The sequence below is a fragment of the Gordonibacter sp. genome, from assembly GCF_036667095.1.
GTDB lineage: Bacteria > Actinomycetota > Coriobacteriia > Coriobacteriales > Eggerthellaceae > Gordonibacter.
The window spans coordinates 1-15,237 of the sequence record NZ_JAVWUP010000044.1 but is presented as its reverse complement, the minus strand read 5'-3'; the positions used below and the strand labels follow the sequence as shown (position 1 = coordinate 15,237).

Sequence of the window (15,237 nt, the reverse complement as noted above, 5' to 3'; positions counted from 1 at the left end):
GCGGCGCTGCAACAGGCTGCGGCGCTGCAACAGGCTCGGCCTGGCTCGAAGCAGCACTCGGTGCCGTGGAATAAGGCACCCAATCGGGCAGCGGCTCGGATACAGCGGATTCGGAATCGACAGGCGACTGCCCGGATTTCAGTTCAGCGAGGCGGGCGCGTGCCGCTTCAAGCGCCTCCTGCGCCGCAAGCAACTCGGCTTCGGCGCTGACAACCTCGTCAGATGCGCGGTTATTCTGTTCGTTGGCATTCATGACGTGCCTTTCTTCGCATGCATTTCTGGTTACTAGCCACATGGTAATCCGGGCGCGCAAGAACGTGCGCGAACCGTCATCGTGTCGTTTATCTCCTTAAGGAGCCCATCAGATTTTCGTTACCGAAAGTTCCGAAACAGATCGTTTCTACTTGCTGCGGTGGGTATGCTTCTCCAAGAACGACATGATGCGCTTTTGGAAGATAATACCCAGAAGACCTATGCCGCCCACCACCAAGAACATCACTATGCTCTCCGTATAGTTCCCCTCGATGAACTTGTCGGCGGCATACGTGGACATGAGTATGCCGGGGATGCGTCCGATATTGGACAACAGCAAAAACGTGCTCATTTTGATATCCGTAAGCGGCACCAGATACGTAAACACGTCTTTTGGCAATCCCGGGATAAGGAACAGGATGAACACCACGATGTTCAACCTGCCTGACTTCTCGAACGCGCGAAATTTGTCCAGGTACTTGGTGGGCACGACGCTTTGGACAAAGGGGGCACCCAACTTGTGAACCAACATGAAAATGAACGCGCTGGAGATAATGCAGCCAACGAGGATGATAAGCGCGCCGAGCCACGGCCCGTACAGCACGCCAGCGGCCACCTGCACGACTTCGCCGGGAATAAACGCCACTACGATCTGCAAGAACTGCATGCCCAGCAGGATGAGGAATCCGACTACACCCGCGCTGCGCACTTGCGCGATGATCCGCTCGATACCGCCCGGCTCGAATATATCCGACAAAAACGGCCAGATAAGCACGCACGTGAGAACCAAGAGGGCAAAAAATGCCAGCAATCCAGCAAACTTGAAGATATCGGCTTTTTCCATCTTATGGCCGCGCACCGTAGTCTCTTGATGCGCTTTTTCGTGCAGTCCCTCTCGGATCTCGTGCAATTCCTCTTTGACAGACTCGTGTTTGCTCGGGGGTGTGCGCTTGTGCGTCATGGGCACCTCAGGCTAGTCGTCGTTACGGGCTTTGTCATATTCTTCCTTAAAGGCCGAGAACATGTTCTTTTGCGATACAGGCTTTTCCGCAGGTGATTTTTTGGCTGTGGCGGTTTTCTGCGCAGGTGCAGTTTTCTTGGCAGGAGCTTTCTTGGCAGGCATGGCAGCTAAAGCCTCGTCGGATTTCTCGATAGCCTCGGGTGCAGGCGACTTCTTACCGCTTGCTTTGCTGTACTCTTCTTTGAACCCGGAGAACATGCCCTTGGTAGCGGCAATTTGCTTGCCGGTGGCATAGGCTCCCTTGTTCACTACCTCGCCCGTTACCTTGGCGGCATTGCTTACGACCGGCTTTGCCTTGTCGATAGCCGTTTGCGCCTTATCGGCCACCACCGCAGTAGCCTCACCGGCCTTCTCGGCCAGACCGCCTTCGGTAGCAAGGTCCCGAGCTTCGTTGGCTACCATGATGGCGCCCAGCACCACCTCGTCGGTCGCCACGCCCTCGGCTCCCGTTTGCGCAAGGGCCGCACCCATGCCTCGCCGAAAGCCCTTCACCAGGTCGGCGGGAATCTCGCGCTTGCCCAGTAGGGCATTGGCCGTAGCACCGCTGTCCGTAGTGAGGGATTCGACGGAGCCCGTGCGGTCGTCGAACATAACGGTGCCGACAAAGCCCAGGTTATCACCGTCTTCGGTCATGACGGGGAGCCCGACCCAAAGCACGCAATCGTCCCATTTCACCCCGAGCGCCTTGCAGGTGGCGCGATAGTCGGTGGCTGCCGGCTCCAGTTTTACCACAAGGCGCCCGTCCACGACGTCGTAGCCGTCCACGGCTACGAACATATCCTTGCGACGGAACATCCACAGCAGGTCAGGACGCTTCACCATGAAGCCCATCACGCGCTTTTCCTTTGGATGAAAGACAAAACGGCGCACTTTGCCAATGCGTCGTGTGCCCTTCTTGCCGCCGACAACGCGCACGCCGGTAAGTTCATTGGTTGTAATCAGATGCTTGGCCATATTTCCCCCACATGAGTGCGACGCTCTGCCGGACAGCGCTCTCGTTTCGCTGAACCTGCCGATAGATCACGCGCCGAAGATCAAAAGAGGCGGCGGGCACCGACCAGGCGGTCCATTCCGTCCGGTCGCACGCCTACCGCCCTCGTATACTACGAACTGGTTTGCATTACCCCACAGGAAAACTGATGAAACCGTCCTGCAAAGGTGTTGACAGAGGGCTATTCGCCCTTGTCGGCCGGATTTTTTGCATTGCGAAGAGCATCGGCAGCATCCTGCATGACATCCCGTGCAGCATCGGTAGCATCCTGAGCAGCATCCTTCACCGTGTCGGCAGCATCCTGGGCAGCTTCGACCGCCACGGGAATCTTATCGCTTACCGCATCGTGCGCCTGCTCGGCATTCTTGGCTACCTGCGAAGCGATACGCTGACGGGCAGCTTCGATCTTCTCACGCAGGTCGTCGTTCTTCTCGGAAAACACCGGCTTGATGTTGTCGGCAGCCTCCTGTACCCGTGCGCTAGCGGTGTCGTACATCTGATGGCCCTTGGCAGACAGGTCGCTTACGACTTCCTGGCCCTTAGCCGTTGCCTCCTGGTACATCTGCTGCGCGTTGGCTGATGCCTGGGCACCCAGGTTCTGAGCCTCGCCCCATGCCGTGTTCACCTTGTCGGTGACCAGGGCGCGCGTTTCCTGGCCTGAACGAGGTGCATACAGCAGAGCGATAATAGCACCGACCAATCCGCCAGTGAGAAAAGCGCCGAATTTGTTGCCCATAACTGCCTCCTAAGGGACGTTTATCGATCACACCATTATAGGTGCAGCAGCCTCATACGAATGCGGAAAACACGAGTGCTCTATTATTAGGTTACCGAACCGTTAGAGAGCGCCCGCCATCTGGCGCAAGCCTCTAAGCTACAAACCCATCTCCGCCTTCATTTTAGCGAGCTCCTCGTCAACCGCCTGGTTGTCGTAATAACGCTCGATATTGTCGGCAAGCACCCCCAACGCTTCAGCGTCCAGCACGAAAGAAGCTTGGGACCTCAGCGCATAACCGCAGTTGCACGAACCGCTCCCATCGTCGCAGAACACCAGAAGGAAGTGTCCTTCGTCAGAGAACAGTCGGACGAACGGCCTCCCCCGGAGAACCCTCCCGACGAACGGCCTCCGCCGGAAGAACCGCGGGAGCTTCCTCCAAAACGCTGACCGCCTCCCGGCCTGCCCATAAAACTCCTTCTCCGTATGAGACGCCTCGCCCGTCAAAGCACCGGACTTCTTTTGCAGCAACTCTGCGATATCACACGCGCGATGCCCCCATCGAGCGTGACAACAACCGTTTCTCCTGGAGGTCATTGCAGCATGATCGTTTCGGAGCTTTTCGGAGCGGACTCGAAGATTGAAGGATATCGCAAGCCTCAGAAATGAAACAAGGCACCTGCTTTGAGCAGGTGCCTTGCAAATCAAACAGTACTGCAGTTTTTACGCGTACTGCTTGACCAGCTCGTCCAACACACCGGAAAGCGACAGTCCGGAAGCCTCGCAAGCAGCGACGAACAGCGAGCGTTCGGACATGCCAGGCGATACGTTCACCTCAAACACGCGGGCCTGTGCGCCGTCCCAAATAAGATCGACGCGAGCGAGGTCGCGCACGTTGTAGGCGCGGTACACCTCAAGCGCCGCACGCTCGATCTCGGCACGGATCGCCTGCGCGTCACCTTCGTCCTCGGACAGGGAAGCAGGGCGCACGGGAGCAAGGTACTCGACCGCGCCCGGCTCCATGCGGGCCTCGGTGCCGAAGAAGCCGCTCTTCGGGACGATCTCCACCGGCGGTAGCGCATAGGCATCCCATCCGGTGCCCAAGATGGACACCGCCATCTCGACGCCTTCGACCCATTGCTCGATAACAACCGCCTCATCGAACGACAGTGCATCCAGAATAGCTTCACCCATCTGATCGATAGAATCGACACGGTGCACACCCATGGCCGAACCGCCGTGCGCAGGCTTCACCGCCACTGGATAGCCGCCAACAACGCGCTTCTCTACCAGATCGAGTGCCGTGGCAGCCCCCATATCCTTGAAGGCGTCGCGCGCGATGTAGAGGCCCTGGGGCCACGACGCAATAGGAGCGTCCCCGGTCATGGCGCGGTAGGTTGCCATTTCGGAATGAAGCGAATCCTTGTTCCAGGTACGCTGACACACGCTTGCGGGCGAGCCGACAAACGGAATGCCCACGAACTCCAAAAGGCTTTGGATGGTACCGTCCTCACCGTGTTTGCCATGCAGGGCGCTGTAACACACGTCGGGGCGCTCGCTGCGCAGCGTGGGAACCAGATCGGACGTAGTATCCAGCGGCACGACTTTGTGGCCGGCCTCTTCGAGCGCCGCGCACACGTTCTTGCCACTAGCCAAGGAGAACTCGCGCTCGAACGAAGCGCCGCCCATCAACACTGCAACCTTCATAATCCTGCTCCTTCTTGGGTATTACTCGGGTTTGATGGCCCCTGCGTCGAGGAAGGCGCGATAGAGCTCCAGACGACCCTCGATAACACCGGCGAGGCGCCTCACGGCCTCGGCGAGGTTTTCAGGGCTCTCAAAGCAAAACGCGATGCGCATGCTATTCTGACCTGCGCAGGCACCCGGATAGAAACCGTCGCCCGGCGTGTAGGTTACCCCATGCTCCAAAGCCTTGGCCAACATTGAGCCGGTATCGACATACGAAGGCAGCGTCACCCATACGAAGAAACCGCCTTCGGGATGCGTCCAGGTTGCCTCGGCCGGAAAATACTCCTCAAGCGCGGCCAACAGGGCATCGCGACGCGTACGGTACGTTTCCACGAACTTCTGCAGCGTCTCCTGCCACGGGGTGTCGGTGAAGTAGTGTTCGACAACCACCTGGTTGAATGCGCTGCCGCACAAATCGGTTCCTTGCTTCACCAGGTTGATCTTCGCCAGCACGCTCTTCGGTGCCACGATCCAACCTGTGCGCAGGCCCGGTGCGAACACCTTGGATACCGTGCCCAGATAGATAACGTCGTCGGACAACGCCCTCAACGGCAGCACATGGCCGCCCTCATAGCGCAAACGTCCGTACGGATCGTCCTCCACCACCATAAAGTCGTACTCTTGCGCCAGCTCCAGCAAACGCTTGCGCCGGGCAGGCGCCATGGTCACGCCGCCGGGGTTCTGGAAGTTCGGAATGGTATAGAGGAATTTCAGGCGCGGATTTCCCTTGCCGATGCGCTGGAGTTCTTCCTCCAGCAAGTCCATGCGCATACCCTCGCTATCAAAAGGAATACAGCGCACATCGGGCTCGTAGGCGGAAAACGCCTGCAATGCGCCCAGGTACGTGGGACCTTCGGCCAAGATAATGTCACCAGGATTGATGAACGTCTTGGCAATGAGGTCGAGCGCTTCTTGGGCACCGGTGGTGATCATGACGTTTTCGGGCTTGGCTCGCACGCCGATATCGCGCATGAGATCGCAGAACACTTGCTTGGTCTGCACCCGGCCGTCGGTGGGGCCGTATTGCAGCGCCACGGCCCGCTCGTCGTCGCATGCGGCGCGCGTAGCGGTGCGAATGGCAGACTGGGGTAGCAGCGACACATCGGGCATGCCGCCTGAAAGCGAGATGATGTCCGGACGGGATGCCGCAGCGAAGAGATCGCGCACAGCCGACGATCGCATCTTGACGACGCGTTCAGCGATTTTATCGCCCGTCTGGTCGAATGTAAGGTGAGCTGAAGTCATTGCGTTAGAGTACCACCGCGCCGCTTAGAAAGTGGGCGGCATCGCGAAAAGCCCGCAAAGCGACCAAATCGTCGGTGAAGTTCACTTCGATGCGGGCGCGGCCCGCCGTCTCGTCCGTCCATACCGTCGTGCCGACGAACGTGGCAGCAGAGTCGACCGGAGCGACGCGCGTCTGCAGGTCGATGACAAGATGCTCCAAAAGATGAGGCAGCGACGTGCGGTTCATGACGGCCCCGAACGTATCGCCCACCTCGTTCACGCACGCATGCCGCGGCAGATCGGGAAATGATGCCACCACGCGTGCCGCCAGATCGGGCGTGGTGAAATGCGGCGTGCCGGGCGCAAGGGCCACCACGCACGAGATACGGTCGTCCATCACCGTGAGGCGCTCGATAGCGAGGGCGACCACTATTGGTCCGCAACGCCGTCGAACATCGTTCCAGGCAGCGTGGACGACCCGGTTTTCTGCTCGTCGGCTTTTCCCGGTTCAGCAGCGCTCTTCTGCTCGTCGGCCGTGGAACCCGCCGGAGCATCCTTGCTCTTGCCCGCGTCGGTCGAAGGCGTCACCGCAGGCTCGCTTGCCGCAGGCGCCTCGCTAGCAGGAGCCTTCACGGCAGGTGCCTCAATTCCTACAGGTGCATGCGAGGCGGTCTTCTCGCGCTGGAACACCGTAGTGCCGTTGCCAGCCTCGGGTTGGACGGGCTGCTCGCCCCGCACCCCACGCGTGAGGTTTTCCCAAGCCAAGGCTATATCGTCGAAAAGCGTGGACAAGGTGGTGTACGAGCTGCCCTCGACGACGATCAGCTGCTTGCGGTCGGCCGAAAAGCGATAGCGTCCGGTGTTCGCCTTGTTGCCAAACGTGAACGAGATGGTCTTGGCAAGGGGATCGATCTGGTATGAAAACGCCACGTCATCGGTCAGCTTGATGGCCGCGTCGTCAATAGCGATCGCCTTCGCAGAATCGGCAAGGTACCATGCTCCCTGAAAGTCGGCCGCATCGTCGTAACGCAACCAGCGATCCCACGAGAGCCCGGCGGCGGCAAGCAACAGCACCGCGACAACAACCGCAGCCGTCCAGAGCGGCCAGCGGCGGCGCTTTGCTGACCGGGAGCCCGCCTCCTCGGGAGCTTGCTCGCTTGCCGAGGGCGTTGCGGCGGCGCGCTTCTTCCTCGACGTGCGTGGCGCAGCAGAAGGGTTTGCCCCTGAGACCGCCCTTGCGTTCGAGGAGTATTTTGCGCTGTAAGCTGCTTGGGTTTGTGCGGCAGCCGGCTCCTTCGCCGAAGGCGGAGCGACATCCGCTGCCGTCTTCGACTCGCAAACCGCTTTTTCTTTCGCGGCCGCAGTCTTTCTCTTCGCAGCAGCAGCCTTCTTTTCAAGAGCGGCAGCTTTAGCATCCACCGCCGCCTGTTTTTTGGCAGCAGCAGCCAACGCCTTTTCAGCGGCTGCCTTCGCTTCTTGTTTCGGGTTGCGCTTCGTTGCCACGTACGCCCTGCGTTCCTGCTCGTCCCGTGCCTATTCCGGCGTAATGACTTCGATGCCGCCCAAGTAGGGAACCAGAACTTCGGGTACCTTGATGGTGCCGTCGGCCTGCTGGTAGTTCTCGATGACGGCGGCCATCGTACGGCCCACGGCCAAACCCGAGCCGTTCAACGTATGCGCAAAGCGCGATCCCTTGAAGTTGGCGGGGTCGCGATACTTGATGTTCGCGCGACGCGCCTGGAAGTCCCCGCAATTCGAGCACGACGAGATTTCCTTGTAGCCGTTGTACGACGGCAGCCACACTTCGAGGTCGTAGGTTTTAGCGGCCGAAAATCCGATATCGCCCGTGCACAGGCTGATCACGCGGTACGGCAGGCCCAGCAGTTGCAGGATGTTCTCCGCATCGGCCACCATGAGCTCAAGGTCGTCGTAGCTTTCCTCCGGCTTGGCGAACTTCACCATCTCCACCTTGTCGAACTGGTGCACGCGGATAAGGCCACGCGTGTCGCGGCCCGCGCTGCCGGCTTCCTCGCGGAAGCACGGGGTGAACGCGCAGTATTTGAGCGGCAGCTGATCGGCCTCGAGCACCTCGCCGGCGTGGATGTTCGTAAGCTGTACCTCGGCCGTAGGGATGAGGTACAGGCCTTCAGTGGTGTGGAACAGGTCCTCCTCGAACTTCGGCAACTGGCCCGTGCCGGTAAGCGTCTCGGCGTTTGCCATGGCCGGGCACCACCACTCCTTGTAGCCGCGCGAGCCGTGAGTGTCGGCCATGAAGTTGATCAGGGCGCGCTCCAAACGGGCGCCCAGGCCCCCTAGCAGGATAAAGCGGCTGGCAGCCAGCTTCACCGCGCGCTCGAAGTCAATGATTCCCAGCTCCGGGCCCAAGTCCCAGTGCGGCTTCATCGCAAAGCCCTCGGCGGCAAAGTCGCGGGGCGTGCCCCAGCGACGAACCTCCGGATTGTCGTCTTCGGTATCGCCCACCGGCGTCGTGTCGGCGGGCATGTTGGGCGTATTCAGCAGGATGTCGCGCAAAGCGTTGTCGGCCATCTCGCGCTCGGCGCCGATAGCGGCGATTTCCTCGTTGATGGCGCGCACGCGCTCCTTGGCTTCTTCGGCTTCGTCTTTCTTGCCAGCCGACATCATGGCGCCGATCGACTTCGACGCGGTGTTGCGCTCGGCCTGCAAGGCCTCCTCCTGCGCGATAGCAGCGCGGCGGGCCTCGTCCAGCTGGGAGAAGCGTGCAGCATCCCACGAGGCGTGGCGGCTCTTCATGGCCTCGGCAACAGCTTCCTGGTTTTCGCGGACGAAACGGAGGTCTAGCATGATGGCGCTCCTTTTTGCTCGTAGTTCGTGTTGCTGCCAGTATAGCGCACGCGCACCGGGCCTCGCGATTCCTTCACGGCGACGGCATGGGTTCGGTTGCAGCGCACCTCAAATGCGCTATCCTTTGGCGTCGAAAGGTGACTCGCCCACTTCAGACTTCTCCGTGTCGCAAGCAATCCCTGCGGCACAGCAGCCGCTTTTGCAGCCCGCACCATCACGGCTTCGGCGCGTATGAGTGGCAATGGCCTCGAGCACCCGCCGTATGTCGATAGGCTTGGACAGGTGGGCGTTCATACCGCTCTCAAGCGATGCGTGCACGTCTTCGGCAAACGCATTGGCCGACATGGCGATAATGGGAACACTTTTCGCATCATCGCGATCGAGCGCACGAATGCGCCGCGTCGCTTCGTAGCCGTCCATAAGGGGCATCTGCACGTCCATAAGCACCACGTCGTAGAAACCACAGGGCGAGTCATCGAACTTTTGGAGGGCAACCTGGCCGTTTTCCGCCCAGTCCACCACAAGCCCTGCCTCTTGGAGCAGTTCGCAGGCTATCTCGGCGTTCAGGTCGTTGTCCTCGCCCAGCAGCACGCGCAAACCTTCAAGAACCGGCACTACCGCAGAGGTCGCTTGGCGAGCTTGCTCCGGTTCCGAAGGTGCCGGGGGGCCGGGTACCCGTTTCGCTACCCCGTACAGCCCGCCAGGGACCACTTCAGTGGCGCCGGAAGACGGACGTCCGACAGAGCGGCCCGACACATCGAGCGAACGATCCCAGGCGGTGCCCGCAAGCTCAGACTCCTCCAACGCACGGCGTTCGGGATCGAAGGCAACGCGCAGGTTCAAAACCACAACGAACGTGGTGCCCTTGTTCAAGGCCGTATCCACATGGATATTCCCGCCCATCATGGTGACGATGTTCTTCACGATGGGCATGCCCAAACCGGTACCCTGCGCATTCGACCGGCCCTCCATAACAAAGGGTTCGAACAAGCGCTCTTTGAACTCGTCGGCCATGCCGATGCCATCATCGGACACCGTGAACGTGATGCAGCGGTAAGCGGCTACCGTGTCGGCGCGCAGCGCAACCTCCAAGCGCACCCGGCCCTGCTCGGGCGTGTACTTCACCGCATTGGACAGCAGGTTGATGAGCAGTTGCCGCAAGCGCACGGCATCGGCTACGAACACCTCGTCTTGGCTCGGAACCACAACCTCCAGAATCTGGTTTTTCTGCTCGCACTGGGGCGCAATGAAGTCAATCGCATGCTCTACCAAGTTACCTAGGCGAAACGGCTCGCTGTTAAGCACGGTCTTGCCGCTTTCGATCTTCGAGATATCCAACACATCGTTGATGAGATTAAGCAGGTGGTTCGAGGATGCACCAATCTTCCGCAAGCTTTCGCTGGTCTTTTGCAGGTCGTCTACGTGCAAAAGCGCGATCTGCAGCATGCCGATGATAGCGTTCATGGGCGTGCGTATCTCGTGGCTCATACGCGAGAGGAACTCCGATTTCGCCTTGTTCGCAACCTCAGCGGCGATCATAGCGTCCTTCATGGAAAGCTGGAGTTCCTTTTCCGAGGTCACATCGCGGAACACCACCAAGATGCGCTGCTTTCCCTCGTAGAACAGCGGGCTTGCGGAATAGGAGACCCAGCGCTCCTCGCCCGTCTTCGCATGGGTAACGAAAAACTCCCCCTGGATAAGCTCGGATACCTCGCCAGCACGCAGACGGTCGAACAGCACGACCCCCTCTTTCGAGAGATGCAATTTCTCAACAAGCCCATAATCCGACATGACCTCCTGGAACGTGTAACCCATGATACGGGCCGCTTTTGCCACGATGGGCATAACCGTGACATCGGAAGGACAGTACAGATTCACCGCCAAATCGAGGCTTTCGGAAAATGCTTTATACAAGCGCGTTTTAGATATCAGATTGTTCTCGCGCATGCGTCTGCGATACGTGGCGAAGACAAGCGCGATAACCGAAACAAAGCATATGGCCACGATACCGAACACCACTTGAAACGCAGTCAGCACCATGGCGGATTCGGCGCGTACGTTTTCCACCGGTATGACGTTGCACACGTACCAACCACCCCGGTCGACCGGGACGACGCACACATAGCTTGGCTTTCCATCCACGGAGCTGACAATAAAGCCCGTCTGGCCAGTGGTAACCGTGTCTTTTAAGAAGCTTATGCCGCCCGTGCCCGCGTCGCCTGCGAATGCCAACGGGCTCACAGCACCCTTCTGGCCCGGCCCCGCGTCTACTTCCGAAGCGTCTTGGAGGAAGCTGTACAAGGTGGCATTGCCAACGATGGACGTTTCCGTTGATTCGGACGACGGCACCAAAATCTCTCCAGACGAGCTCTGGAACAGCAGGAAGCACCCGCGTCCATCGGACATGTCGACTTGTTGGGCCATATCGAACAAGTCGAAGGGTATCTGCACGTACAGCGCGCCTGCTTGCTGGCCGTCGATAAAAAGGGGGCGCTGCGCCAAGCGTCCGCTTCGGCCGTCTTTCAAAACGATGGTCGGGGAATACGACATCTTCCCTTGCGAGAGCGCTGTCTCCTCATGACCGAGGTGTGCAACGGAAAAGGGTGCGCCATCCGCGTTCAACCCGGTCCCGTCCATGCCAGCAAAGGCCGCCGCCGCAAAGCCGAATTGATCGCGCAGGCCTTTCAGCGACGGCACGAGGGTTGCAGGATCGGCCGTCTGCACTTCGAACGCCCGAAGGGCATTCTGGACGTTGGATATCCTGTCGGCCACCTTGCTTGCCGCTTGCTGGGTGAAGGCAACCACCTGCTGTTCAGCGCCTTGCCGTAGCTTGTGGTCGATATAGCCCATAAGACCAAAGGACGCACCGATCACTGCTAGCACAATAAAAACGGCGACAAGATAGAAAGCAAGACGTCTACCATCTTTTAACCGCTTTCCGACGTGCATGCCCACACGACCCTTTCATTCAACGTATATGAAGGAATCTCGACTCGACAGTACCTTGAATTTGCACGGGCATAGTATACTCTACCGAGAAACGAAAATCGGAAAGCGCCAGGTGCTTGCAAGCCTGCGCAGATAGGATAAGAAGACTGCCATGGACTTCGGAAGCATATACCATTTCTTGTTCGAAACCTTTGCAGGCGTTGGTGTTTTAGTAGGAATAGGCCTGGTGGTAAGCCTTATTGCATGCGTCATCATGGAACGGCGCACACGCAAGCAGTTTGCCAATCACGAAAAGACCAAAGACGACTGGTCGTTCTTCGATGATGACGAAGATAACGATAAGTAAACAAGTCTTTGTTGGTTTCTTTGTAAGCCGATCTTTTAGTTGCGGTTCGGCAACACTTCACCCTGCCGCCGATCTCCGCCTTGCTCTGTCCGTTCGACCAACCGTTTAACTTCCTTCCCAGAAAGGGCAATCGATGAGCGAATCCTCTCCTTACCTCTACCGGCGCGAAGGCGCTTATATCCCCCGCGTAGCGGCCGTACACGATCTGTGCGGGTATGGTAAATGTTCGCTGGGCGTGGCCATCCCCGTGCTGTCCGCAGCCGGCTGCGACGTGTGCCCGGTGCCGACGGGACTGTTCTCGTCGCATACCGCGTTTCCCGGCTGGTACATGCACGACACGACCGAGATGCTCGGCGACTACCTGGCGGCATGGAAGAAGATCGGCGTGGAGATTGACGCGGTGTACTCAGGCTTCCTAGGCGCGCCGGAGCAGGTGGATCGCATCCGCGACCTGTACGCCCTGTATCCCTCCGCATTGCGCGTGGTAGACCCGGTTATGGCCGATCACGGCAAGGTGTACCCCACCTACACGCCCGAGTTGTGCGACGCCATGGCCGAGCTGGCCTGCGGTGCCGATATTCTCACGCCGAACCTGACGGAGGCGGCTATCATCTTGGGCGAAGAATGGCAGGGTACCGACCTCTCCGATGCCGAGGCTGCACGCATCATCGACGCCTTGGTGGCGAAGGGTGCGAAGCACGTGGTGCTGAAGGGCATCCAGCGCGAGGGCGAAACATGCATCCGCAATTTCGTAGGCGGCGTAAACTGCGACGTGATCGAGGTGTCGAACGAATACCTGCCCTACATGCTGCATGGCACGGGCGACGTGTATGCCTCGTGCTTGTTGGCAGCCGTCATGGCCGGACGCTCGCTGCAAGAGGCAGTAGCGTTCGCCGGTGATTTCGTGCACGATGCGATGATCGTGTCTGCCAAGCAGCCCGAGTTCCGCGACCGTGGCGTGAGCTTCGAGCCGCTTTTGGGCAAAGTATGCGAGCTGCTTGCCTAGTTCAACCTGCAAGGCGCGCCCAACTGTGGGGCACGCGGCATCCCTAGGGCGTCCCCCCGGTATCCAGCTACTCGGCCTCCAGTTCCTCGTCTTCGTAGAAAACAGGAGGCCACAGAGCAGTGGCAGCAAGAAGCACGGCAATGACAAGAACCGTCGGAACAATGGCAGCAACCGAGGGCACCCACGTGACTTGGCCCGATGCAAACCAGGCAGTAGCGCAGACCCCTACGACCAAGAAAACCGATGACAGGACAACGCCGAGCCAATCGAAAAAGCGCGTCGCACGCAGGCGGCAGACGGCCAGCATACCGGCAGCAGCCAGCCAGCTTGCAGCCATGCACCAGGTCGCAGGTTGCATCAGCAAGACGCCGATAGTTGCCTGCACATCGGTACCGGCAAAGCCCCCATAAGCCAAGGCATCCCAACCGAGCAGATTGCCCGATCCGAGCGCAGCAAGGAGCACGGCAAGAAGCAGCGAAAACGTCATCGCACCTAGAGCCTTCAGGGGCGTAAGGAAGTAGCCTGCAGCCAGAGGCGCCAGTTGGTTTCCTCCGACAGCACCCGCGAGGGGGGCAGCGAGCGCAATGGTCGCTTCCGCGTTGCCCGTACGTCCCAAGAAATACCACCATACCGCCGTTGCCGCGAGCAGCACGATTCCCGCAGCCGGAGCTCCCTGCGCAATGAAGGCAGCAGCCAGGGCAACGTAGGCGAGCAGCGCCCCGAGATGGGGCTTCAGAGCGCCAGCAAGCGTGACCAGCGCGAAAAGACCCCAAAACAACGGTGCACCTGCGTCAGCAAAACCACCGATCTGCGGCAGATTGGACAGAGCGACGAATGCCAGCAAAGCGCACCCCGCCGCGCTGACGACGCGAGAGGCAAGAGCGGCTTGGCGCACCGTGAAACGCTCTCTCAGGGGAATGCGGGGCGCACGCGGAACCGGCTCGTCCTCCGTTTCTTCCTCGTCGTCGCCCTGGGCATCCCCCACGATAACGGCCAACTCGCGATGGCCGCGCTTCGGCTCGCCCAGGAACCTCTCCATCTCCTCGGAGAAATCGGCAACGTTGTCGTAGCGCTGACAGCGATCGGGATCGAGCGCATAGAACACCACATCGTCGGCCGCCGGGTTCAGCTCGTCCCAGCACAGCGACGGCAGCACCAACTCCGCGTCCTCGATGGCGGTTTCGGCGCGATCCAAATCGGGCGCAAGAAAGGGGTTTTGGCCAGCCAGCATCTCGTAGGTAACCGACGCCAGCGCCCACTCGTCGCAACGCGCATCCAGGTTCTCGCCACGCATCTGCTCCAGCGGCATGTAGCCGATAGTGCCGCCACCTGCCGCACCGAAGCCCGAGGCGTCGGCAAGTGTCGCCAGACCAAAATCGGTCACTTTCACTTGCCCTTGGCGGTTTATCAGCACATTGTCCGGCTTGATATCCAGGTGCAGTACCTGGTTCTCGTGAGCCACCTCGAGCGCATGTGCCACCGACGAGAATACTGCCGCCACCGTATCCAGCGTTAGGAAATCGGCGTAGTCGCGCAGCAGCTTCGTCAACGTGATACCTTCGATGTACTCCATGATCAGATAGGCAGTCTGCCCCTGAACCTCGAAATCGTACACGGTAACGATGTTGGAATCGGTGAGCATGGCCGCGGTACGCGCTTCGTCTAAGCCGGGTATGTGCGCAAGCGAGCGTATGATAGGCAGATCGCCATCCGGGCGGAAGGGGTTCTCGAACTCAGGGATATCGGAAGGATCGGGAAGGTCATCCCAAGGAGGCACATCGTCCCAGTCCACTTGATCGTATGATGGCATGGCGTTCGCGCCTGGCAAAGCAGCGCGCGCTGCATCCACTTCGTCAAGCTCGATGCATTTGATGGCTACCTTGCGCTGGATGCGCGTATCCCACGCCACCTGAACAGTGCCGAAGCCGCCGGCACCCGCCTCCGCAATGGGACGGTACCTGCCCAGTATAAGATTGCCGTTAGCCATACGCCTTCCATGCTGCGGTTGAGGTTCGGTTGCAGAAAGCGACAGGAACCCAGCGGTCAGCCTGCAAGGACTATAATACCGCATCGACCGGATGCTGCACATTGCCCACCCGAATACAGCATGATGCCGTCGAAATCGTCGAAATCGGCTGTCTCCTTTGCTTCTCGCGAAAAA

13 protein-coding genes and 1 pseudogene are annotated in these 15,237 nt (G+C 59.6%); 2 read left to right on the top strand and 12 right to left on the bottom strand.

All coding sequences use genetic code 11. The features are described 5' to 3' along the window. From RR842_RS06190 to RR842_RS06140, 11 genes and pseudogenes are all read right to left on the bottom strand, one after another. Positions 1–253, bottom strand: a pseudogene (locus tag RR842_RS06190) (hypothetical protein); the annotation flags it as partial. Between the two features lie 147 nt (positions 254–400). Further along, the gene (locus RR842_RS06185) at positions 401–1,213 is read right to left on the bottom strand and encodes a TVP38/TMEM64 family protein (RefSeq protein WP_332553919.1); all 813 of its coding nucleotides are present in this window, start codon (positions 1,211–1,213) and stop codon (positions 401–403) included. 12 nt (positions 1,214–1,225) lie between these two features. Then, positions 1,226–2,227 carry a PRC-barrel domain-containing protein gene (locus tag RR842_RS06180; RefSeq protein WP_332722166.1) on the bottom strand — a complete coding sequence of 334 codons (1,002 nt, stop codon included), beginning with the start codon at positions 2,225–2,227 and terminating at the stop codon, positions 1,226–1,228. A gap of 218 nt (positions 2,228–2,445) precedes the next feature. Next, positions 2,446–3,000 (bottom strand): YtxH domain-containing protein, encoded by a 555-nt coding sequence (locus RR842_RS06175; protein WP_332512984.1) that lies wholly within the window; start codon positions 2,998–3,000, stop codon positions 2,446–2,448. Positions 3,001–3,138: 138 nt separating this feature from the next. After that, entirely contained in the window at positions 3,139–3,315 is a 177-nt protein-coding gene (locus RR842_RS06170) for a hypothetical protein (protein WP_332729259.1), read from the bottom strand. A gap of 387 nt (positions 3,316–3,702) precedes the next feature. After that, entirely contained in the window at positions 3,703–4,686 is a 984-nt protein-coding gene (locus RR842_RS06165; RefSeq protein ID WP_332512988.1) for a D-alanine--D-alanine ligase, read from the bottom strand. 21 nt (positions 4,687–4,707) lie between these two features. Then, positions 4,708–5,973, bottom strand: coding sequence for a PLP-dependent aminotransferase family protein (locus tag RR842_RS06160; protein ID WP_332521433.1), 1,266 nt, complete (start codon positions 5,971–5,973; stop codon positions 4,708–4,710). Positions 5,974–5,977: 4 nt separating this feature from the next. After that, positions 5,978–6,382, bottom strand: coding sequence for a hypothetical protein (locus RR842_RS06155; RefSeq protein ID WP_332574615.1), 405 nt, complete (start codon positions 6,380–6,382; stop codon positions 5,978–5,980). After that, positions 6,382–7,455, bottom strand: a complete 1,074-nt coding sequence (locus RR842_RS06150; protein ID WP_332512993.1) for a hypothetical protein — start codon at positions 7,453–7,455, stop codon at positions 6,382–6,384. Before RR842_RS06150 ends, RR842_RS06155 begins: the two co-directional genes overlap by 1 nt. Positions 7,456–7,485: 30 nt before the next feature. Next, positions 7,486–8,775 (bottom strand): serine--tRNA ligase, encoded by a 1,290-nt coding sequence (gene serS / locus RR842_RS06145; protein ID WP_332518336.1) that lies wholly within the window; start codon positions 8,773–8,775, stop codon positions 7,486–7,488. A gap of 117 nt (positions 8,776–8,892) precedes the next feature. Further along, entirely contained in the window at positions 8,893–11,724 is a 2,832-nt protein-coding gene (locus RR842_RS06140; RefSeq protein ID WP_332729258.1) for an ATP-binding protein, read from the bottom strand. A gap of 151 nt (positions 11,725–11,875) precedes the next feature. Between RR842_RS06140 and RR842_RS06135 the strand changes: the two genes are divergently transcribed. Together RR842_RS06135 and RR842_RS06130 are read left to right on the top strand one after the other, a co-directional pair. Next, on the top strand, positions 11,876–12,070 hold the full coding sequence (locus tag RR842_RS06135) for a DUF6724 family protein (RefSeq protein WP_332512997.1): 195 nt from the start codon (positions 11,876–11,878) through the stop codon (positions 12,068–12,070). Positions 12,071–12,203: 133 nt separating this feature from the next. Continuing rightward, positions 12,204–13,076 carry a PfkB family carbohydrate kinase gene (locus RR842_RS06130; protein ID WP_332512998.1) on the top strand — a complete coding sequence of 291 codons (873 nt, stop codon included), beginning with the start codon at positions 12,204–12,206 and terminating at the stop codon, positions 13,074–13,076. A gap of 67 nt (positions 13,077–13,143) precedes the next feature. Here RR842_RS06130 and RR842_RS06125 read toward each other — a convergent pair whose 3' ends face one another. Next, the gene (locus RR842_RS06125) at positions 13,144–15,063 is read right to left on the bottom strand and encodes a serine/threonine-protein kinase (RefSeq protein WP_332512999.1); all 1,920 of its coding nucleotides are present in this window, start codon (positions 15,061–15,063) and stop codon (positions 13,144–13,146) included. Between the last annotated feature and the right edge of the window lie 174 nt (positions 15,064–15,237).